At 48.8% G+C, this 22247-nt stretch carries 19 protein-coding genes and 2 tRNA genes; 10 read left to right on the top strand and 11 right to left on the bottom strand.

The window, feature by feature from the left end:
• Position 1: 1 nt before the first annotated feature.
• Together KO512_RS00540 and KO512_RS00535 are read left to right on the top strand one after the other, a co-directional pair.
• Positions 2-580 carry a DUF2889 domain-containing protein gene (locus KO512_RS00540; protein ID WP_215950388.1) on the top strand — a complete coding sequence of 193 codons (579 nt, stop codon included), beginning with the start codon at positions 2-4 and terminating at the stop codon, positions 578-580.
• 12 nt (positions 581-592) lie between these two features.
• Positions 593-1363, top strand: coding sequence for an enoyl-CoA hydratase (locus KO512_RS00535; protein WP_215950387.1), 771 nt, complete (start codon positions 593-595; stop codon positions 1361-1363).
• A gap of 31 nt (positions 1364-1394) precedes the next feature.
• Here the strand turns inward: KO512_RS00535 and KO512_RS00530 are convergent, their stop codons facing one another.
• The gene (locus KO512_RS00530) at positions 1395-1973 is read right to left on the bottom strand and encodes a 1-acyl-sn-glycerol-3-phosphate acyltransferase (RefSeq protein ID WP_215950386.1); all 579 of its coding nucleotides are present in this window, start codon (positions 1971-1973) and stop codon (positions 1395-1397) included.
• 395 nt (positions 1974-2368) lie between these two features.
• On the opposite strand from KO512_RS00530, the gene fadB reads away from it, so the two are divergent.
• The 3 genes from fadB (at position 2369) to KO512_RS00515 (ending at position 6418) form a co-directional block, all read left to right on the top strand.
• A complete protein-coding gene (fadB, locus tag KO512_RS00525) occupies positions 2369-4528 on the top strand; it encodes a fatty acid oxidation complex subunit alpha FadB (RefSeq protein ID WP_215950385.1) in 2160 nt (719 codons plus the stop codon).
• 13 nt (positions 4529-4541) lie between these two features.
• The gene (gene fadA / locus KO512_RS00520; RefSeq protein ID WP_215950384.1) at positions 4542-5720 is read left to right on the top strand and encodes an acetyl-CoA C-acyltransferase FadA; all 1179 of its coding nucleotides are present in this window, start codon (positions 4542-4544) and stop codon (positions 5718-5720) included.
• A gap of 101 nt (positions 5721-5821) precedes the next feature.
• Positions 5822-6418, top strand: coding sequence for an ACP phosphodiesterase (locus KO512_RS00515; protein ID WP_215950383.1), 597 nt, complete (start codon positions 5822-5824; stop codon positions 6416-6418).
• A gap of 34 nt (positions 6419-6452) precedes the next feature.
• On the opposite strand, the gene KO512_RS00510 is transcribed toward KO512_RS00515, so the two are convergent.
• The 3 genes from KO512_RS00510 to msrB form a co-directional block, all read right to left on the bottom strand.
• Entirely contained in the window at positions 6453-7592 is a 1140-nt protein-coding gene (locus KO512_RS00510; protein ID WP_215950382.1) for a hypothetical protein, read from the bottom strand.
• A gap of 184 nt (positions 7593-7776) precedes the next feature.
• On the bottom strand, positions 7777-8139 hold the full coding sequence (locus KO512_RS00505) for a hypothetical protein (protein ID WP_215950381.1): 363 nt from the start codon (positions 8137-8139) through the stop codon (positions 7777-7779).
• A gap of 63 nt (positions 8140-8202) precedes the next feature.
• Positions 8203-9351 carry a peptide-methionine (R)-S-oxide reductase MsrB gene (gene msrB, locus KO512_RS00500; RefSeq protein WP_215950380.1) on the bottom strand — a complete coding sequence of 383 codons (1149 nt, stop codon included), beginning with the start codon at positions 9349-9351 and terminating at the stop codon, positions 8203-8205.
• Positions 9352-9671: 320 nt separating this feature from the next.
• Here msrB and KO512_RS00495 point away from each other — a divergent pair, with 320 nt between their 5' ends.
• Complete coding sequence (locus tag KO512_RS00495; protein WP_215950379.1) at positions 9672-10364, top strand: PilZ domain-containing protein; 693 nt, start codon at positions 9672-9674, stop codon at positions 10362-10364.
• 19 nt (positions 10365-10383) lie between these two features.
• Here KO512_RS00495 and selD read toward each other — a convergent pair whose 3' ends face one another.
• The 5 genes from selD to KO512_RS00470 form a co-directional block, all read right to left on the bottom strand.
• Positions 10384-12624 carry a selenide, water dikinase SelD gene (selD, locus tag KO512_RS00490; protein ID WP_215950378.1) on the bottom strand — a complete coding sequence of 747 codons (2241 nt, stop codon included), beginning with the start codon at positions 12622-12624 and terminating at the stop codon, positions 10384-10386.
• Positions 12625-13420: 796 nt separating this feature from the next.
• Positions 13421-14482 (bottom strand): hypothetical protein, encoded by a 1062-nt coding sequence (locus KO512_RS00485; protein ID WP_215950377.1) that lies wholly within the window; start codon positions 14480-14482, stop codon positions 13421-13423.
• A gap of 106 nt (positions 14483-14588) precedes the next feature.
• Positions 14589-15425: a CvfB family protein gene (locus tag KO512_RS00480; protein WP_215950376.1), complete on the bottom strand. Its 837-nt coding sequence runs from the start codon at positions 15423-15425 to the stop codon at positions 14589-14591.
• Between the two features lie 77 nt (positions 15426-15502).
• Positions 15503-16015: an S-ribosylhomocysteine lyase gene (gene luxS, locus KO512_RS00475; protein WP_215950375.1), complete on the bottom strand. Its 513-nt coding sequence runs from the start codon at positions 16013-16015 to the stop codon at positions 15503-15505.
• Between the two features lie 104 nt (positions 16016-16119).
• Positions 16120-16875, bottom strand: coding sequence for a spermidine synthase (locus KO512_RS00470; protein ID WP_215950374.1), 756 nt, complete (start codon positions 16873-16875; stop codon positions 16120-16122).
• Between the two features lie 181 nt (positions 16876-17056).
• Here KO512_RS00470 and KO512_RS00465 point away from each other — a divergent pair, with 181 nt between their 5' ends.
• Positions 17057-17269 (top strand): hypothetical protein, encoded by a 213-nt coding sequence (locus tag KO512_RS00465; protein ID WP_215950373.1) that lies wholly within the window; start codon positions 17057-17059, stop codon positions 17267-17269.
• 134 nt (positions 17270-17403) lie between these two features.
• On the opposite strand, the gene KO512_RS00460 is transcribed toward KO512_RS00465, so the two are convergent.
• Positions 17404-18756, bottom strand: a complete 1353-nt coding sequence (locus tag KO512_RS00460; protein ID WP_215950372.1) for a DUF1329 domain-containing protein — start codon at positions 18754-18756, stop codon at positions 17404-17406.
• 27 nt (positions 18757-18783) lie between these two features.
• The gene (locus KO512_RS00455; protein ID WP_215950371.1) at positions 18784-20592 is read right to left on the bottom strand and encodes a DUF1302 domain-containing protein; all 1809 of its coding nucleotides are present in this window, start codon (positions 20590-20592) and stop codon (positions 18784-18786) included.
• A gap of 289 nt (positions 20593-20881) precedes the next feature.
• Between KO512_RS00455 and KO512_RS00450 the strand changes: the two genes are divergently transcribed.
• The 3 genes from KO512_RS00450 to KO512_RS00440 all read left to right on the top strand — a co-directional run bounded on the left by KO512_RS00450 (position 20882) and on the right by KO512_RS00440 (position 22246).
• Positions 20882-21949, top strand: coding sequence for an AraC family transcriptional regulator (locus KO512_RS00450; RefSeq protein WP_215950370.1), 1068 nt, complete (start codon positions 20882-20884; stop codon positions 21947-21949).
• Between the two features lie 114 nt (positions 21950-22063).
• A tRNA-Ser gene (locus tag KO512_RS00445) sits at positions 22064-22154 on the top strand.
• Positions 22155-22170: 16 nt separating this feature from the next.
• Positions 22171-22246 (top strand) — tRNA-Asn (locus tag KO512_RS00440).
• Position 22247: the final 1 nt, after the last annotated feature.

Raw genomic sequence — 22247 nt, 5'->3', positions numbered from 1 at the left:
TATGGCACTTTCCCAACCGGTGCGACGGGTGCTAGAGCACCGTCGTAGCATCGAAAGTTATGGTTTTAAGCGTGAAGATGGTTTGTGGGATATCGAAGCCCGCATGATCGATGTGAAAACTGAAACAGTGGCTTTGCCTATTCGAGGCGAGGTCCCTGCGGGTGAACCCTTTCATGATTTGGGTTTGCGGATCACACTCGATCAGCAGTTTTTAATCCACGAGGTTGAGGCGTTTATCGATGCCTCACCTTTTCCCATCTGCCCGAATATTACTGTCGCGTTTAAAAAACTGGAAGGCACGCGTATTGGTGCGGGTTGGTCGCGGCAATGTAAAACGCTGTTGGGAGGGCATCGCGGCTGTACACATCTGAATGAGTTGCTGCCGGTTATTGCGACGACGGCTGTGCAGACGCTTTGGCCTAGCATTGATGCGGATGTCATGAAGTTAGGCGCACCACTGATGATCAATAGTTGTCATAGCTGGGCGCAGAACAGCGAGGTGATAAAGGTTCTACTGCCTGAACACTTTACTCCCGTGGACCCCGATAATACTGATTCCACCCCTAAATCCTCGAATTAAACAGGAGTTATTGTGAGCGATATACTGAGAGTTACCACCGAGGATCGTATTTGTCAGGTCTTAATGAATCGTCCTGATAAAAAAAATGCCCTGACACTCGAAATGTACCAAGGGTTAACCGATGCTATGTTAGCTGCTGATGCAAATCCTGAGGTCCGGGTGATTATGCTCGGCTCCACCGGCGATAGCTTCTGTGCCGGTAATGATATTGCTGATTTTATCGCGGCCTCTAGCCAACCGGATGCGATTAAAGTGCCGCTGTTTTTTTTGCAAACCTTGGCTTCATTAACGACACCGTTAATCGCCGTCGTGCCAGGGGCGGCGGTAGGTATCGGAACGACTATATTACTCCATTGTGATCTAGTGATTGCCAGTGATCAGGCACGCTTTCAACTGCCATTCGCCCGTTTAGGGCTAGTGCCAGAAGGCGGTTCTAGTCTTTTGATGCCGCAGTTAGTCGGCCATCGACGGGCCTTTGAGCTGCTAGTGCTGGGGGACTCTTTCAGTGCGGAGACCGCCAGTGGTTTGGGGTTGGTAAACTGGGTCGTGGCTCAAGATTCGTTGCAAGCGAAGGCGTTGCATGAGGCGACTAAGTTGGCTGCGTTAGCGCCGGAAGCGGTGCGCCAGAGTAAAGCGATGCTGCGTAGCCATACTCAGTCTCAGTTGGAGGCGGTACTGGTTGCCGAGGTTAATCAGTTTGCCGAGCGACTCACATCCGAAGAAGCCCGTGAAGCATTAATGGCTTTTATGCAGAAGCGCGAGCCAGACTTCTCCCGGTTTTGATTTTTAGGGTGGACAAGCCCGACCAGTAACCTTATTGATTGCCCTTGTGACGTAACAGTAGGTCGCCGTAGAGGGCTTTGATTTCGGCAATATCTTGGTCGGCATCACCGCTGGTGTAATACGCCGTGTAGATACCTGCACGGCGGGTGCGCCAATCGATATAGGTTGCCATCACCGGTACGCCGGCCTGATGGGCAATATAGTAAAAACCACTCTTCCATTCATCCACTTGGGCGCGGGTGCCTTCTGGGGCGATCACTAGGTAGAGCTGATCGGCTTGTTTCAGCTTAGCGGCTGCCTGAGAAACCACATTGACCGATTTTGAACGATCAATGGGAATACCGCCGAGCCACATCATGAGGCGACGGAAGGGGAACTTGAAAATCTGTACTTTCCCCATCCAATAGATCGGTAGATCCTGACTAAATCCCAGCATCAGTGCATAGGGTAGATCCCAGTTACTGGTGTGTGGTGCACCAATGAGAACGCATTTATCGATCCCTTCTATCGCTGAAAAATCCACCTGCCAGCCTTTCATCTTAAGAAATTTACGCGATAGCCAGCGCAGTGGCGGATGAAACAGTGTGCTGTTAAAAATAGTTGAATGCATGGCGTGATTAGTAAATGTCAGCGGCTTTAATGGCCATTGTAGTGTTATTTGGCTTAATCGGATACGCAATAGCCGGCATTGTCCGGACTAGAATCTCTTCGATCACCGCTTAAATTATAAAAAGTGTCTTTTTTTACGGCGCTTGCTCAGAAATGTTATTTATCTGTTTTTATATAAGCTTTTGTTTTATATGAATATATATTTAAGATAACCGATTTTGTTACTGATTAAGGCTATTTTTGTTATTGCTGGAAAATCACCTGAGTCTAGTATTAATAAGCCTGAGCTGTGCGCAGTTTTATCTCCCTGTTTTTGATTTGGCAGTCCGGCGTACAGAAGAGGAGTCAGGTTCCTTACTATGACTAACAATAATTATCCTGAGTATGGAGTGCACCATGTATTTTGAAGGTAAGGCTATTCGAGTTCAGGAGATCGACAGCGGTTTTTACGAGCTGACATTTGATCTGAACAATGAGCCAGTAAATAAGTTTAATCAGTTGACCCTAGGTGAGCTGAAAGAGGCGGTGACTCAGCTCAGCGCAGTAGAAGGCATCCAAGGGGTGCTGTTTAGCAGTGCTAAAGACTGTTTTATCGTTGGCGCGGATATTACCGAATTCAGTTCTCTGTTTGGTCAGGGGGAAGAGGGCTTAATTGCCGGCTTACTGGAAACCCACGCTATTTTTAATGCGGTTGAAGATCTACCTTGCCCAACCGTTACCGCGATTAACGGTTTGGCGCTGGGCGGTGGTTTTGAACTTTGTTTGTCGACCGATTATCGGGTGATGGGTAAAAACGCTAAAGTTGGCCTACCCGAAGTTAAACTAGGCATCAATCCGGGTTGGGGCGGTATTGTTCGTTTACCTCGCCTGATCGGTATCGATAATGCCCATGAATGGATCTGTGCTGGTGCTGAAAAACGCGCGGCGGCGGCTCTGAAAGATGGCGCGGTGGATGCGGTTGTAGAACAAGATCAAGTGCGTGAAGCGGGTATCAACCTATTGCGCCAGTGCGCTGCCGGTAAGTTCGATTACGCCGCGCGTCGTCAGATTAAACAAAGCCCTGTGAAGCTCAATCAAATTGAGCAGATGATGGCGTTTGAAACCGCTAAAGGCATGATCGGTGCGAAAGCTGGGCCCCATTATCCGGCGCCATTACAAGCGGTTAAAACGATTCAGAAGTCCTGCGGGATGACCCGGGACAAAGCGATCCTAGCGGAAGCTAAAGGTGTCGCGAAACTGGCGTCTGGCCCAGTGGTGAAAGCGCTGGTGGGTCTGTTCATGAAAGACCAGTATGTTAAAAAAGTCAGCCGTGGCTATGAAGCGAAAGCGCAAAAAGTGAAGCAGGCGGCGGTTTTGGGTGCTGGCATCATGGGCGGCGGTGTGGCTTATCAATCGGCCTCTAAAGGGGTGCCGATCCTGATGAAAGACATCAATGAGTCGGCTATTCAGTTGGGGCTTGATGAGGCAAATAAACTGCTCGCCGGGCAGCTTAAACGGGGCCGAATCGATGCGGCGAAGATGGCTGCGACCATCAACCGTATTCGCCCGACCTTGAGCTATGGTGATTTTGCAACGGTCGACCTCGTGGTTGAAGCCGTGGTTGAGAACCAAAAAGTTAAAGCGATGGTACTGGCTGAAACCGAGCAGCATATCGCTGAAGATGCCGTGTTAGCGTCTAATACCTCGACGATCTCTATTAATGCCTTGGCTAAATCACTTAAACGGCCGGAAAATTTTTGCGGCATGCACTTTTTTAATCCAGTGCATATGATGCCATTGGTGGAAGTTATTCGGGGTGAAAAAACCTCGGATGCCACGATTGCTCGGACCGTTGCTTATGCCTCAGCGATGGGCAAAACCCCGATAGTGGTCAATGATTGTCCTGGGTTCTTAGTGAATCGAGTATTGTTCCCTTACTTTGGTGGTTTCAGTGGTTTACTGCAGGACGGTGCTGATTTCCGTCAGGTGGATAAAGTGATGGAACGTTTTGGTTGGCCAATGGGACCTGCCTATCTGTTGGATGTGGTTGGTATCGATACGGCCCATCATGCCGATGAGGTGATGGCTGCAGGCTTCCCTGAGCGGATGTCTCATGAGGGTGAATCGGTTATTGATCGGATGTTCTCATTGGAACGTTTTGGCCAGAAAAATAGCAAAGGTTTCTACCGTTATGAGTTAGATCGTAAAGGTAAACAGGCTAAATTGCTGGATGATGCCGTTGATTCTCTGATCGAAGGAGTGGTCGGTGCTAGCCGGGACTTCGACGATCAAGAGATTATCGAGCGGATGATGATACCACTGTGTATCGAGACGGTACGTTGTCTAGAAGAGGGTGTAGTCGCCTCTCCAGCGGAAGCTGATATGGCGATGATTTATGGTATTGGTTTTCCTCCATTCCGTGGTGGTGTGTTCCATTACCTTGATGAGATGGGATTGGCCGCATTCTGTGAAATGACCGCTAAATACGCTGAGTTAGGCCCTCTGTATCAGCCAACTGAGACGATGCAGCAGATGGCGGCGGCCGGTACCACATACTTAAACAACACAGCTAACTAAGGAGGAATCGAAGATGAGTCTGAATCCAAATGATGTAGTCATCGTCGATGCGGTGCGCACCCCGATGGGTAAGTCCAAAGGCGGTTCCTTCCGGAATGTCCGTGCTGAAGCATTATCCGCAAGAGTGATGAACGGTTTGCTGGAACGTAACCCTAATGTGAATCCCGCTGAAATTGAGGATGTGATCTGGGGCTGCGTTAACCAGACCAAAGAGCAGGGCTTTAATATTGCACGTAATGCATCGGTCTTAGCGGGTTTGCCTCATAGTGTTGCAGGGCAGACGATTAACCGTTTGTGTGGTTCCTCTATGGCCGCGCTGCACACCGCGGCACAGGCGATTATGACCGGCAACGGCGATCAGTTTATGGTCGGTGGCGTTGAACATATGGGACACTTAGATATTCTTCACGGGATCGATATCAACCCGCAGATGAGTACTCAGGTTGCCAAAGCGGCGATGATGATGGGTCTAACGGCTGAGATGTTGGGCAAGATGAACGGTATCAGTCGTGAAGAGCAGGACGCCTTTGGTGCTCGTTCTCACCGTCTGGCCGATGAAGCCCGCCGTGAAGGTCGGTTTGATAATGAGATTGTGGCAGTTGAAGGGCATGATGAGAACGGTTTCAAATCGTTGCTGGAGCAGGATGAAGTTATCCGTCCAGAATCCACAGTGGAAACGCTTGGACAGCTGAAACCTGTGTTTGTACCGAAGGTAGGTACGGTGACCGCAGGAACCTCCTCGGCGTTTTCTGATGGGGCTTCTGGGATGCTGATTATGTCGGCGGCCAAAGCGCAGGCGCTTGGGTTGAAACCGCGTGCCAAGATACGTTCGATGGCAGTTGCTGGGTGTGATCCTTCTATCATGGGATTTGGACCGGTGCCTGCGACTCAGAAAGCGTTGAAACGGGCTGGGCTGCGCATCGACGATATCGATTACGTTGAGCTAAATGAAGCCTTTGCCGCGCAGGGTCTTGCTGTGCTGAAAAACCTCAAGCTGCTGGACCAGATGGAAGAGCGGGTTAACCTCAATGGTGGCGCGATCGCATTGGGCCACCCGCTAGGCTGTTCCGGTACGCGAATATCCACCACATTGCTGAATGTGATGGAGCAGAATGATGGCACACTAGGGTTAGCGACCATGTGTATTGGTATGGGACAGGGTATTGCGACGGTATTTGAACGTGTGAACTAAGTGTCATTCACAGTTAAGCGGCACTCTCCTAGAGTCGCTTGCTGTGGTACTAAAAACCCCGGATACTGTGATTTGTTGTCACAATACTCGGGGTTTTTTATTTGAATTTTTTTGCCCATCTCGTGCTGGCTAAGCCGACGGTTGAATCTCGGGTTGGTAACTTGCTGGGGGACTTTGCCCGCGGTGTGGATATCCAGAGTTTACCTGAGGAGGTACGAGAGGGGCTGATGAATCATCGGCGGGTTGATCAATTTACGGATCAGCATCCTGAGGTTATTCAGCTGAAAGGATATTTTAGCGTCCAGCGGCGTCGATTTTCCGGTATAGCTCTGGATGTGTTGTTTGATCACTTTATGCTTAAACATTGGCAGCAGTTTAGTCATGTACCTGTGGATCAGGTGATTGAAACACTGTACGAAGATCTAATCGCTGGTCAATCACTTATGCCGGAACGGATGCAGTTGGTGACTCAGAGGCTGGTGGATACCGATTGGTTTCGGGCTTATCAAGAGTTAGACGGGGTTGCTTATGCGTTGGATCGGATTGCGGGACGGATTCGCTTTCGCCATGATTTCAATGGCATCGGCGAGGAGTTGATATTGCACTATCCTCAACTTGAAGCCGGCTTCAGTGTGTTTTTTGTCGATCTGTGCGATCGCTTTCCATCATCGTTAATCGATTCAGGAAAGCGAGCATAAACCCCGAAGCACGCTTTCGATGCTTCGTGCTGGGTTATTTACCGTTGCGTTGCGCTAGGCGTGCTTGTAGTGAACTGATCAGGTCTTGCTGGCCATAGACTTTATTGCTAACTGCCGGTGTTGCGGTTTTACGATAGCGATCAATGGTATGAGCAATTTTTTGCTCTTTACTCTGGCCGCTGTTCTGAGCCACGCGAGCCATAGCGAAAGGTTTAGCCGTTAAGGGTTGGCCTGTCACTGCGCGGCTCTTTTCCTGCTGCATTACGGTCAGTTCGGCTTTCTTCGCGATGTCCAGATCCAGTTCTAATCGTGTTTCCCTGAGTGCTTCTGGCGCCTTTTTCACCGATAGCGGAATACTGCTACGCATGGCTGACTTTGGTTTGGCTTTAGGTGCGGTTTTTCGCATGCCCTGTGCGCGGGCGTCAATGCGCGCCATCACTGCGGCCATCTCTTGGGCTTCAGCTTTTTGCCGAGAGATTTTAGTGGTCTCACGGGCTTCTCGTTCTTGGACTATTTTCTCTTTAATCTCTTTCTCAAGTTTAGCGGAAGAGACTTTGCCAACAGCGAGTTTGGGTGCTGTCGATACGGGTTTAGTCGTTTTGCCGGTAGAACTTTTGGCTTTTGATTTCGATGACTTACTGCGTTTACGGAACTCCATTTCAGCAAGAACCTTGTTCATTGCCATGGTTTCCTGACGCTCACGAACGATTCTTGCTTCCAGTTCAGCATCGCGCTTACGGGCAAGGAGCTTTAGATCCGCTTCGCTGACAGGTGTGTCGCCTGCTTCGCCGGTCGGTTTAGCGATCTCATTTTTCAACAGAGCTTGTTGCTCAGCTTCCTCTAGTAGAGCCAGAGCGGCTTTACGCTCAGCCGCGCTCTGACGGTGTACCTTGCTCGGTTTAGGCTTGGTGATTAGCCCCTGCAAGCTTTTAGCATCGAAGGTTTCGATAGCATCGGCGGTGAGCTCACGGGCCTCGCTGAGATTATCGGCGAATCCCCATTCGGATAATGCGAAGCTGTGGGCTCCGGCATCACGAATATCATTGTAGAGTTCTGCTTCTACACCGGATTCTGCTGCAATAAGCAGCGTCTCCCAGTGACTATCGATATCACTTCGGGTTGAACCGACATAAACCTGTTTGGAAACTGTGTTGGTGATGGTGAAAATAATCAAGATATTACCCAGAGCCGCTGGCAAAATGAGGGCGTATTATAGAGATCAGAAAGGCAAAGGTAAGACTTGAAATTTAGTTTTTTTTCAGACTTTAATATGGATGCGGCTATCTGTCTGATTTAATAGTTTTTTCAGGCGAAACCTCACGAAAATAACCCTTCAATAAAAATGAAATTAAATTGGTCTAACGGCTTAATTGCGCGATTCTCTCTGCTAGCTGTTTATATTCTGAATAGGTATCAACGGTGAGTTGGCGTAGTCCGTAGGGAACCTGTGCTAATCCCTTGGTAGTTCCGTTCGGTAAGATGAGTTGCCACGCGGTTTTGAGTTGAGAGTCTTGATCTAATAATTGTTGGCAGGCTTGGCTGCGCCAAATATCGGGTAGATGATTGCTGGCTTGAGCTTCATGGAGGCAGGCGTTAATAAGAGGACGTTGTTGCTGCAGATACACAGCTGCTGATCGAGGATCGGTCAGTTGTATAGCCAAGGCCTGTTGTGCCACTAATGGCAGTATCAGCGTGATGATTAAACGATAGAAAACGGACAAACGGTTGCTCCTCATCAGTATGAGCAACAGTTTATCCTATTTTTGTGTCAGACTCAGCGGTGATTATTTAAACAGACTAAGCTGTTCGGTATAACCTGCAGCAGCCATTTGATCTAGCGGAATGAACTTCATTGCCGCAGAGTTCATGCAATAGCGTAGTCCGCTGGGTTGAGGGCCATCATTGAATACGTGTCCTAGGTGGGAATCCGCATAAGCACTACGCACTTCGGTACGGGTCATAAAAAACTTTGTATCGCTATGTTCAGTTACCACGTCTGCTGTAATCGGACGGGTAAAGCTAGGCCAGCCGGTGCCTGACTTATATTTATCTTTAGACGAGAATAACGGCTCTCCACTGACGATATCGACATAAATTCCTGCCTGTTTATTGTCCCAATATTCATTCTGAAAAGCCCGTTCGGTGCCATCTTCCTGGGTAACTTCATATTGCACTTTGGTCAGTGTTTGACGTAGCTGCTGTTCTGACGGTTTTTGGAAATGCATGTAAGCATTCCCATCTTTAGTATTCTGATCCATTGCGTCTTGTTGCTGGCCACGGCCAAACTGGGTGAAGTCCGGATGTAGCTCTTCACCCCAGGTTTTTTCCAGATACTGATCGCGGCCTGAATTAAAACGGTAGTATTTATAGCGAATTGGATTGTGCTGATAGTAATCCTGGTGATAATCCTCTGCCGGATAAAAGACGGTCAGCTTGGTGAGTTCTGTCGCCAGTGGTTGGCTGTAGCGACCAGAGCTAGCGAGCTCCGCCATCGATTTTTCAGCGATAAGGCGCTGCTGTTCGTTGTGATAGAACACGGCTGGACGGTATTGATTTCCCCGATCGACAAAGGAGCCGCTACCATCGGTTGGATCCATCTGCCGCCAGAGCGATTGCAGGAGTCCCTGATAGGTAATAACGTCGGGGTTATAGTAAACCTGTACCGCTTCTGTATGACCTGTAGAGCCGGACGACACCTCTTGATAGCTTGGGTCTGCTTTTGAACCACCGGTATAGCCGGAGATCGCATCTTTGACGCCGGGGAGTTTTTCAAATCCGGCTTCGGTACACCAGAAACATCCACCGGCAAAGGTCGCTACTTTAAGCCCTTGTTGTTGAAGGTCTGCAGGTACAATCTTATCGGGTGCGGCGGTAACGCTGAGCACGGTAATACCCGCTAGGGCTGTGAGTAAAATGGCTATCTTTGTTTTCATCGGTTATCTCCGCATGAGTCACTGTATAGCAAACATAATACGCGTAGGGGGTGAAACCAACCTGAAAAGGGCAAAGATAGATAGCACCGCTGTTTTTCAGAAAAATATTCTCTAACGGTTTCTAGGAATAACGCGGATAAAGGGCGTTTTTATTAGGCGAGAGTCGTATGGATGAGGCTTGTGAAAGGGCGGGATGAAGGACTATAGTATTGATGTTAACGAGGCAAGTTTGTGGGCGATCCTCTAGGGATTTTCCGCCGAGAATAAATTGGATTTATTGCCTCTCCCTTATTGTCAGTCCGGATTTTAATGGTGCTTGGATGCCTTATACTAATGAGAATATCATTCTGAATGAATTCCCCCCACTTGAGCAGGACAGTATTATTCAGGTGAGTGATGCCGGGGGCTGTTTTAAGTACATTTCCCGTTTTTTTGGTATTGACGGTAAAGTCATCATCACTCGCCTGCCTTCGGTGACGCAGTTATCCAAAAGCGGTATGGGTTCTGACGAATTGACCTACAGAGATACCTTCACCAATCGGCGTAAGCTGGTGATGCGTATTATTTCTAATGGCCATATTTATGCTTTTGAATCTGAGGTGATTGATCTGTTTCTGCAAGGTGGGCGTCTGTTGATGACCAGCTATCCAGATAAGATCCAATCCCGTAGTTTACGTAAAGAACCGCGGTACCCTTGCGCGATTCCCGCCGAATTAGTGGTAGGGGAGGCGGCCGTTAACGGTATTGTTATTAACTTCAGTACAGGTGGTGGTTTATTAAAACTGGCCGATGGAGAGGATTTTCAGATTCTCCAAGAGGCACGCACTGAGCAGACCGAGTGTCAGCTTAAACTGCAACTGCCATTCGATGAAAAGCCATCGGTGGTGCACTCCAAAGTGAAGTCGCTATCTCCTTCGGAGCAGCAGGCGGGCTTGGCGTTTACCAGTGATAATGAGGTTATCAGTCGCTATATTCACGCCTTAAATCTTGAATCGATCGGCGATTATTTTTAATGCTGTTAGATCATCATCGTTAGCCGTTTTTACTCAGTACCACCTGTGTTTCACCCTCTTGTCTCACGCTGCCTATCGCACAGGCTTCGGTATAACCGGCCGCCTGTAGCTCATCGATCAGTTTGTCTGCTTGATCAGGGCTAACCGCCGCGAGTAAGCCGCCGGCGGTTTGTGGGTCAAATAACAGTTCGATTATCGTATCAGTATTAAAATCATCTAGGTTGGAAATTAAATCTTCAAATTTTCTGTTTTGTGGATGCAGTGAGCTGAATAGCCCCGCTCGTAGGCAAGCTAAGGCACCGTCCATCACCGGTAGATTATCTAACCATAGGCGTACACTCAGGTTTGATCCCTCTAGCATCTCAGAAAGGTGTCCGAGCAGGCCAAAGCCGGTAATGTCTGTGCAGGCGTGGGCCCCCGCTGCAGAGAGAATCTGGCTGGCGCGGTAGTTAGACTGCAACATATGTTGTAACGCCTGACTGATCCAGCGTCCTTTCGCTTGGCTGCGCATATCGCTAGCAAAGAGAGTGCCGGTGCCGAGAGGCTTCGTTACAATTAATCGGTCACCCGGTTGGATACCCTGTTTGGTGAGTAGTTGCTGCCGATCCGCTAGGCCATTGATGGTAAAGCCTAGGGTCAGTTCGGTGCCTTCAGAGGTATGTCCACCAATTAAGCCAATATTACAGTCAGTGAACACTTTGCTGGCACCGAGTAATAGGTGGCGTAAGCGCTGCTCGACAATCTCATCGCTGGCGTGGGGAATGCTGACAATCGCCTGAGCGCTATGGGGCGTCGCACCCATGGCGAAAATATCCCCCAATGCATGATTTGCGGCAATCTGGCCAAACAGAAAATCATCGTTCACCAGTTGGCGAAAGCTATCAACGGATTGCACCAAGAGTTTATCGGCGGGCACATCGATGACGGCTGCATCGTCGGGGCGGTTAAGACCAATCTCTATAGGGGCTGTTGGACGGGGAAGCTGTTTTAGTACCCGGTTAAGGATGCTATGTCCTACTTTAGCGCCACAGCCGCCACAACGCATATCGGGGTTTTCTATTTTCAGCGTCGCACCGGGTGTTTGATCTGGCAGTTCAGTTAAGTCGCTGAAACGGCGCATAAAGGTTTGATCTATATTGTCTTTCCAGCGCCAGACCCAAGCACCGGCGAAACTAAATGGGCCGCGAGAGGCAACGGCATAGCGATCACCGGTGCTGATGAGACTGAGAAACTGTTTTTGCGGTTTATAGCGGGTGAGCGGCTGCCCAGAGAGTGCTGACTGAATATTTCGCAGTAATGGGGCTCCCTGCCGAACGGCGAAAACCCCCGCTTTAGGGCGAGGATAGTTGATCATATCGGCGATATCACCGCAGGCAAAAATATCGGGATGGGAGACCGATTGTAGATAGTCATTGACCCGAATACAGCCATTGTCGTCGCATTCAAGTCCCGCTTTAGCGGGCCAATCTGCCCCGCGGGCCGTCGTTGCCCAAAGAATTTCATCCAGCGGGATGCTCTCTCCTGCAGCGTTGATCACTCGGCCTTGCTTGACTTTAGTTACTCTAAAGCCCGTATGCACCTTGATATTCCGAGCTTTTAATACGTCGATATAGCGACGTTGTACCCGCTTATTCTGGGCCGAGAGTATCTGTTGTGGGCCACAGATAATATGGAAATGTAGATGGCTGGTACGGCGTTGTTGCTTACCGAGCATTTTCTGTAGTTTATATTGCATGGCCAGCAGTACTTCCACTGCACTGGCGCCTCCACCGACAGTACCGATGTGAATCTCCTGGCGGTCATCCCCTTGCATGATGCGGTCTTGTAGATCATCCCAGTAGTCGAGTAGTTGTTTAACGGGTTTCACCCCAACAGTGAACTCACTGGCGCCGGGAATGGTGCTTAGGGCGGGGGTCGAACCGGTATCGATGCTCAGCAGATCATAACTAAAATCTGGATGGTTGAGGCATTGTACGGTGCGGTTGACGGGATCAATGCCGGTAACTGAGTCTTCAATAAAATCGATGCCGGCATAACGGCAAAAACGCCCAAGGTCTATATGCACCTGATCAAAGCTGTAATGTCCGGCAATTAATCCCGGCAGCATGCCCGAGTAGGGGGTCTGAACTAGGTTGGATATTAGGGTGATACGTACGCCCGTGGGTTTATCCATCGCCATCATCAGCAGAGCGATGGCGTGTGCATGTCCTCCTCCGATAAAGATTAGGTGTTTATTGGCGGGGGTAGGGTCCAGTTGCATGGGGTACTCGGTCTAATGTGAATGTTGGCTATATAGTAGCGAATAAATGACCGGAGATAAGAAAAAAATACCGGGCGTGTGTGCCCGGTGAATATTAACAAGAGCCTGACAATGCCAGCGGTAATTCGTGATGAGTGTGAAAGAGAAGCACTCATAGCAAAAATTGAATTACAGACGGATTATCAATACGCATAAGAAAGGCGGGAGGGCTGGCCAAATCAGCCTTCCCGCCGTAGACAGATTACCGGTGAGGTGAGAGCAACCTGTCTGTTCTTACGAGCGAGATTGATGTTAATGCAAATGAGAATGCTTATCAATAAGTTTTTGTTATTTTGTTGCATATAAACTAACCCGCCTCTGAAACACTAGCGTTAATGGGCTATTGAGCTGCTTTCTAAGTGGCTATGCAAAGGTTTTCCCATAGGATATCCACAGAATAAGGGGATAACATGATGGTGTGGATGGTTTGTCCCCGTTTAGGGGGTTAAGGCCTCGTGATTGGCGCAGAGGCATAGGGTTTCGGTGAATAAAAGCCATTTATAGCGGTAGCTATGAATCATAGGAGCAAGATAAGGGGCGACAGGAAGTATTTTTCCAAGATCTGTGGGTATGTTCGAGGGGGTTATACAACAGTACTCACAGGGATATAAACAGCTTTGAGTGGATATCATGGGAGGAATGAGGTTATTCACAGGCCAATAGGTTGAATTGACCCCGAATAATCATCTTAATTTGTATTCGGCCATCATAGTAGGTTGATAGTCGTGATAAATCGGCCTGTTTAAACTGCTAGCAGTTAAGCGAGCTTTTTCAGCAGGGCGACCCCCTGTTTATAACCCAACCCGCCGTTGCCATGTACGGCACCGAGTGAGTGGGTAGGACTCGCTAGTAGCTGTTGGTGCATCTCGATGAGTCCATTGAGTGCGGGATTGTTCCATGGGCCTTTGGCTAGGTTCATGCCGCCGGTAATGGTGATTAGGTGTTGCTCGAGAAATGCCGGTAGCTGCGTTAAGTTATCTACGAGTCCGCTGACCAGCAAGAAGGCGATCGGTACAACGGGGTAGCAGGTGTAGACCTCTAGTAAGGCGAGCCCGTCACGAAATTGCTGAGCAAAGTCTATATCAGCTTGCTGGCAGGCTGATTGATAGGCGCTTTTAAGATGCTCATAGCTGACGATCTGTTCGATATATTCTTGTCCATCCCCCCGCAGACAGCCTAGTCCGACGGCTGCGACCTCTATGGCGTGAGGGGTATTGAGTGCTTCGGCGGTCGCAGGGTTGCCGATCAGTAAGCGGCCACTAAAGTCGATTAGCGGGTTAGCGCAATCGACGCCACGAAACAGTGGTGTAATCAGTTTATACCAGCGCTCATCCGGTAGTTGGTCCGTTGCTGCTCCTGTTATCAGGCTTTGAAAACGGCGTTTATAGTTTTCAAATAGATCATCGGCAAGTTGTCGAAACTGCTCGGCGTCACTGTTGTGCCGCAGGATAAACTGTTCTGCCAGTTCGTTATAGGCTTGTGTCAGCGGATAGTCATTACCGTAGACGGCCATCAGATCGAGTCGTTCTTGGCGATCATAGCCACTGCGCAAGTTATCAGTGCCGCTGATCACGACGGCATCGGTCGCACCGCTGTTAATGAGCCGTTTAGCGTCCGCTAGCGCTTCAATGGGTCCGCAGCCGCTGCGGTAATGATTAGGGAGTAGTTCGCTGTGCCAAGGGGTGCTGAGAGGATCGATCACCAGCTCAGTTAAGCGGAGTCCCTGCTGTTTTAGGGTGGCTTCTTGGGCTAAACAGTGCTGTAACGAGCCGTGGTTATCGACAGTTTTAGCGGAGGCAATAATCAGGGCCTGAGTCATAGTGTTATGTCCTTGGAGAAAGGCACTAGTTTATCAGGGTTTTCCTGTATATGGTAAGGGGCTGCACCGAAAGCGCAGACCCTTATGGCATCGGGTTATGGCGGGGTTATTTCGTGAGGAGGCGGATGCCGTTCTCTTCGATAGCGATTTTCCGTTCTTTATATAGACGACCGATCGATAATTTAAAGGCTTTTTTACTACAGCTGAACAGTCGTTTGATCTCTTCCGGTGAGGTTTTATCATTCGCTGCAATAAAGCCGTCATGGTCTTCTAACAGGTGCAGAATACGCTTGCCGAGATCATCGGTTTTACCATAACCCAGTTGTTGTAGGCTTAGATTGATCTTGCCATCGGGGCGCACCAGCTTGATAAAGCCTTTCATCCGTTGGCCGTAGCGTACCGGTTTGAACACATCATCATCGTATATTACGCCCCAGTGCTGGCCATTAATGATCGCTTTATAGCCAATATGGGTGTGTTCTTCGATGATCAGGTCGACCTGTTGGCCTTTCTCGTAGTTATGGGGGTAGCTATCGAGAAATTTATTCAGCTTGGTTGAACCGGCGATGCGATCGGTTTCCTGATCCAGATAGAGGTACACGATCTGTTCCTGATCTTTTTCAACCGTTTTTTTCTGCTCGCTAAACGGTACCAGTAGATCTTTGGGAAGACCCCAATCAAAGAATGCGCCGGTACGGTTGAGATCGACAACCTTAAGGCAGGCGAACTCGCCGATCTGCGCTTTAGGCGTTTCAGTGGTGGCGATCAATAGATCATCGGAATCGCGATAGATAAAGACCTCTAACCGGTCACCTGGTTGCGTGTTTTCTGGTACATAGCGTTGAGGTAGCAGAATTTCACCAAGCTCTTCGGCATCAAGATAGACGCCGAACTTAACTTGTTTGACCACTTCCAGATTATTGAACCGGCCGATCATTGCCATGGGGGTTGTGCCTCTAGGTAAAATAAAAACGGAGCCTGATCACTCTGGCTCCGTTACTGAATCAGGTATCGATTTGATTAGGAATGGGTTTCTAGGAACTCAGGGTCCAGTTTCAATTCGTCGTTGCTGTTAACGCCGACGCCACGATGACGAATGTTATCAGCAATCGCTTTAGCTTCGTCCAGTGAGTGCATATGGTAGGTACCGCACTGGTATTCGTTCAGCTCAGGGATCTGATTTTGCTGTTCGACATGCAAGACATCGTCCATCGATTCCAACCAAGCGTTGGCGACTTTTTGCTCTTCAGGTGTGCCGATCAGGCTCATGTAGAAACCGGTGCGGCAGCCCATAGGTGAGATGTCGATAATCTCGACGCCATCACCGTTTAGGTGGTTACGCATAAAACCAGCAAACAGGTGCTCAAGAGTGTGAATGCCTTTTTCGCTGAGTATCTCTTCGTTGGGACGGCAGAAACGCAGATCAAAAACAGTGATGGTGTCGCCATGGGGGGTGGTCATATTCTTAGCAACACGAACCGCTGGCGCATTCATACGGGTGTGATCAACAGTAAAGCTATCTAGCAGAGGCATGTGTAAATCTCTCAGAAATAACAAATAGTATAGTCGAAGATTATCCCAGTATTATGCGGGGAAATTAACCCTTAGTGGTGGATTTCTTTTCAATCGCCCAGCGATCATGATTCCCGTATCCGGTTTAATAACTTTCGTGCTGGAAACCCGAGCCGTTTTTCCAGCTTTTTCGCGCCGTTGAGTAGGGCGCGAGGGTTCGATTCGGGCTTGCCACCTTTAAATGCAAAAGCGATCAGATTGCCGCTGTCGACAGTAGAGCAAAGCCAGTTATCACCGAATAGATCAGATAGTTGCTGATTGGCGCGGGGGTGGTAGCCGTGGCCTTCATCCCACAGATTTAAAACTAATACTCCTTGATCGCTCAACAAGCGGTAACACTGCTCAAGATACTCTTTTTGCAGTTGTTGCTGTTGCATTCCCGTATCACTGAATAGATCGGTAAAGATTAGATCCACTGAGGTGTGGCTTTGGCAGAGATAGTCCATCGCATCAGAGATCGTCACCGTTAACCTCGGGGTGTCCGGTAACTGAAAGTATTCAATCGCGGTGGTCAGCACTTGGGGTCTGAGTTCAGCTACATTGATGTGAAGGTCATCGGCGTAACTCAGCAGGGCATGCACTAATGAACCGCCACCTAGGCCTAACATCAATGCCTGTTGCGGTGCCGGTTGATATAGCAAACCTAACAGCATGACCTGTAAATACTGATATACCGGATATTCCGGACGAGTGCGATCGATACGGCTCTGTTCGCCTCCAGAGCCAAAGCTCATGTAGCGGTAAGGGCCGTCGTCATAGACATAAATCGGGCCATACTCATCAAAATTGCGGGTGATCTCTGTTCCCTGCAGGGTGCTCAAAAAATGATTCTCCAAAAAATCAGGCGTACAGCCACGGGGTTGAAACAATAAAAGGCTTAACTCATCTCTCTCATAGCACTTGTTTCATGCTAACCACTTAGTTGAACGGCACGGTGGCATAAAGTGATCTATTATTTATCGCCTGTCATTAAGGATAAAACCGATAACGAGGGAGATATTTATGGAGCAAAATGAGTTAGTGCTGGCGCATTGTATCGGCTGTGGCTGTGATGATCATCATAGTTGTGACACTGAAGATGGAAAATGCACCTGGGTTATTGTTGATCGGGAGTTAAAAGTCGGTGTGTGTAGTGGTTGTGAAGAGGCTTTAGTCGCTTGGCAGCAGGGAGCAAGAACAGCCGCCGCGGTTCAGGCTCGTATTGGCCATCACTGATCGTTGAACCCGTTTAGAATATCGTTAATCAACAGGTTAGTAGCGGTTTATTGGCGGTGTTTGAATGTTTTTTAGATAAAATAAAGGAGCCGGAGGCTCCTTTATGGTTTGATCAGCAAGATTGTTGCCGATGCTTAACGAATACCCATACGACGGATCGCCTGTGGGGTAAAGTCACTGTGCTTAAAGCGCGCGTTAAAGTCGAAACCGTCGCCCTCTTCATTGGTCAGACTACCCACTAGGTAACGTCCAGATTGCAGGTCATACAGGGCTTCAGCGGTTAGCCAAGGCACTTGTGCGTCCTGATACTGCATCTGATGTGCTTCACCGACACGCCACAGCTGGCCACGGCCATCGTAGTGATCAACAATCGCTGCTTGCCAAGTGTCTTCATCAATATAGAACACCCGTTTAGCGTAGATATGTCGAGCACCTTCTTTCAAGGTTGCTTCCACTTTCCAGACGCGGTGCAGCTCATAGCGGCCGTAATCTGGGTTCATATGGCCCTTTTGTAGAATATCGGTGTATTTCAGTCCACGGTCAGCCAGTTTGTAACTGTTGTAAGGGATGTAGATCTCTTCTTTACCCGCCAGTTTCCAGTCGTATAGATCCGGTGCGCCGTTAAACAGGTCGAGGTTATCGGAGGTCCGCTGTCCATCAGATGCCGTGCCCGGTGCATCATAGGCAATCTGTGGTGCCCGACGAACACGACGCTGCCCTGCGTTATAGATCCACGCCTGACGCGGTTTGGCTATCTGGTTTTGTGCCTCATGTACCAGTAGCACGTTGCCCGTTAAACGGGCAGGTGCCTTAATCTGTTGCACGAAGTAAAAGAGAATATTGTCATCCTGTTCGGTGCGACCCTCTTTGAGGTAGTTAGGCCATGACATCTTCTCGGTGATTTTGACCGGCACGAAGTTACCGTTTTCATGCACGGGTACCTGCACAAAGGTTCGCTCAAGTGCGCCGCCACGGTAGCGTGACATATGGTTCCAGATCGCTTCTAGGCCATTACCCGGAATCGGGAAGGGGATACCTTCCAGAGTATTACTACTCAAGCCGTTGCCGTTGTCGGTCAGTTCTGAATTGACCGCATTATTACGCGCATTCTCATACTGAACCGCCGGCAGTGAGGCACTGCGGTGGGTCGGATAGATGTTCATCCGGAAGGTGTCCGGATATTTGGCAAACATCGCCTGTTGGCCAGGCGTGAGGTGCTGCTGGTACTCGGCGGCATTGGCAGCGGTAATCGTCATGAGCGGTTGTTCGCCTGCATAGGGGTCTTTAAAACGCTCCCCTCCAGCCGGTAAACCACCTTTCCATGCGGGAATAGTGCCGTCCGCATTACCTGCCATCTCACCCCCTAGTGGGGTCAATGTCGTGCCGAGTTTGGCGGCTTCAGCGTCGGAAACTGCTGCGATTGTTTGCAAGCTAAAACTCAAGCCCATTACTGAGCCAAGGATCAGTGCCGTTGATTTAAACGTCATAATAAATTCTCCTATTTTCCTTAACTCTTAGAAAGAGATCGATGCACTGAGAGAAAGAAAATCGCGATCACTAATGGCGTTGTAGTCACCGCCAAAGAAGTTGGTATAGCCCATTTGTACCTGATATTTATTAAGGTAATCGGCAGTTAGGCTAAGTGTAGCTACTTTTTCGTCTTCCCTGAAGGCGGCGCCTGGTTCTGGTCCATTACCTCCAAGGCCATGTTTGAGGCTAAGTTGAGGGGTTAAATTGATACCGGCAAAGGCGTTAGGGTAGTTGAGACTGGCACGGACGACATAGCCATAAGAGTCCTGAGTAACAAAACCATCGGTTTCACCTGCGGCATATCCAAAGGTGCCGTGGCGACCATATTTGAGTGCATTAGCGCCTTCATCGAAGTCGTTAATGTGTGTCCAGCCGAGTTCGCCGATCAACGTTAAACGGCTAGCTCCCATGGTGTTATCAAAAAACTGTAACAGGCTAGTCTGCACCTGAGTGACATCGAACATGGTGTATCCGTGAACATCTCCTCCAACGGCTGAGCTGGCGATTAGGTTGTCTGCTGCTGCATTACCACTACTCATACCTAGCCCTTCAGTTAGGATGGCAGAGACAAGCAGTGGTCCATTAATTTGAACGGGGACATCGATTTTATGCGTTATTTCCCCAGACCAAGCGACCGTACCAACCGTGGTGTTAAAGCTGAGACCTAGCATTTGAGTGTCTTCAGGATACTCAATAAAATATTCAGAGGTAAAGACGCCAGGGACTCCGCCTGCTGTGTATTTTACACCGCTAGAAATGGGTAGTCGGCTATGATAGTTAGCGTAGTAAAGACCAAACTCGGTGCTGTTGAGTTCTTCGGCGTAATATCTAAATGCCAAACCAAACTGTCCATTGTCATCGGCTTCGCGGCGACCGTCGTCATTACGGTTTATAACAAAGAGCCCCCCCGCAGTATCAAAGTAAGCGGCATCTGCTTGTTGAGTCGGCGGAATTAAGGCTGAATTGATACGAATACCATCACAACCTTCAGCACCAAAGTCGTTGTTAGAAAAGTAGGTACCGCAACCATCAATAGCCGTTGCTTCCCATGTTAGTTGATAAAAACCTTCGACACTTAAATTATCGGTGAGCCCCAGCGAGGCAAATGCCATATTGGTTGGTAGCAGGGCTTCTTTAACCTCTACGCCTGCACGGCGTATTGCACTGACATCGATTGGGTTAATTGAGTTCAGACCGCCTTGAATAAAAGTGCTTTCGCCCCAGTTAACAACCTGTCGGCCCAGTCTTACATCTAATGGTTGCTCGTTGACTGAAAATGAGCCAAAGACATAGGCATCGAGAATTTCTGCGCCAGAAAATTTGGCATAGTCATTAAAGCCATCATCACTTAATGAGTCATCGGATGAATAGCCATTGACCGTATTACCATGGGAGCGATTGCCGTTCTCGAGCTCTGTGTCGAACCAGTACTTTCCTCGAACAAATAAGCCAATATTATCTTTGCGTAACTCTAAATCATGGACGCCCTTGAAGACGGTAGAGAATGAGTCGCCTTTTTTAAAGTTAAGGTTCGCGTCATCATAAGAACCAGAACCCGCGCTGGTACCGCCGTTCGCTGTGGATATCAAGCTCTCATCAGCGTCATTTAAGCGCCAACTGGAACCAAGGGATAGCTGGGAGTCAAAGCGTCCTTCTATCTCCCCAAGGTTGAATTCGACCGCCATCGCTGGGCTGGCGAGGGTTGTTGCTAATATTGAGAGGGTGATACTCTGTGCGAGTTTGTTACGCGCAGGTATGGTTTGCCATAAGGCAGGCGTTGATCTCTTTGCCATGTGTTACACCTTTTCGGTAGCTTGTTATTTTTGTTTGTTCAGCCAGACCCGTTTATGCGGGATATTAGCCAGCCTACTAATCAGGTTTATAGTCCTGCGGCTCGCATGATCTGAATAAGGCAGCTTAAATCATCCATCATTCGTGCTTATCTTCTCAATAACAATAGCTGTCATTATCACTGACAAAAAATGTCTCGACTTTTTTTTCGGCTTTTCATGATATAAGTTAAACCAATCGTTTCTATATTTTGTAACATTAAAGAAAGTAAGAGAAAAGAAGAGAAGAAAGATGGAAAAAACCATCACAGTTCCAACCGGTTATGTCCGGTATCTGCTTTCTCAGGTAGAGAAACAGGGCTACAACCTAGATGAGCTTTTGGCCGAAGTCGGCATAGATCCTACTGAAATTGAGCAAAGAACAGAGTTTTCTGCTGTCAAATTCGGTCAACTCTATCAGCGTATTATGTGGACGGCGCAAGACGAATCATTCGGGATGGTCTCGGGCGGACGGGTACCCAATGGTACGTTTCGCATGATGTGCCATGCGATTATTCATTGCTCGACTTTAGAGAAGGCGATCTATCGCAGTAGTGCTTTTTATGAAATCTGCCGAGGCACTAAAGTGAAGCCCTTATTGGTGCGCAAAGGGCGCTATGCAAAGCTTTCTTTTGCACCGGTCAGTTCGGTACCTGCTGAAGAAGTACGGGAGTTATTAGAGAATGAACCTGCTGGCGTCGTTCGGACAGGGTTATCCATGTGGCACCATTTTATCAGTTGGTTGATTGGTTCCCGACTGGATTTGAAAGCGGCGTATTTCACCTTTCCACGGCAGGAGGACAGTTATCATTATGAGACACTGTTTCAGTCGGAGGTTAAATTTGATCAGCATGATAATGCCATCGTGTTCCCCGCTCGTTATTTGGATTATCCCATTATTCAGAATGATGAAAGCCTGAGAGCTTTTCTGCAAACGGCGCCTTATCAGTTAATTGTGATGGTGGATAACGATCAAAGCCTACGTTCTCAAGTTAAGGTAATGCTGGGTAAAGATTTCAGCCGAGAGCTGCCTGGGGCAGAGGAGGTGGCCTTTAAACTGAATATGTCAGTGTCGACCCTGCGTCGTCGATTAGCCGATGAGAACAGTTCTTATCAGAAGATAAAGGATGATTGCCGCAAGAAAGCAGCGATCAATTATATGGACTCGCCCCAGCTATCGATCAATGATGTCGCCGCACTAATGGGCTTTGATGAGCCCTCGGCGTTTTTCCGTTCATTTAAAAAGTGGACCGGCATGACACCGGGTGAATACCGCCGCAGTGAAACCTACGGCGAGAAGTACCGTTTGGGGATGAATTAAGGGACGAGAATCTGAGTTGTGAAAGGGATATGAATATTTTTAGTCAAATATTAACTTTTTCACTTCCAAAGTGTTGACACAAACGCGGAATCCTTTAATATACGGCACCTCGCTGGAGGGGTGGCTGAGTGGTCGAAAGCACTGGTCTTGAAAACCAGCGAGGGTTAATAGCCCTCCCAGGGTTCGAATCCCTGCCCCTCCGCCATAGCGAGAAACGTTGTTCCTCGATAGCTCAGTTGGTAGAGCAGTAGACTGTTAATCTATTGGTCGCTGGTTCGAGTCCAGCTCGAGGAGCCAC

Source organism: Amphritea atlantica, from assembly GCF_018860855.1.
Taxonomy (GTDB): Bacteria; Pseudomonadota; Gammaproteobacteria; order Pseudomonadales; family Balneatricaceae; genus Amphritea; species Amphritea atlantica_A.
This window is presented reverse-complemented; position numbering and strand designations above follow the sequence as displayed.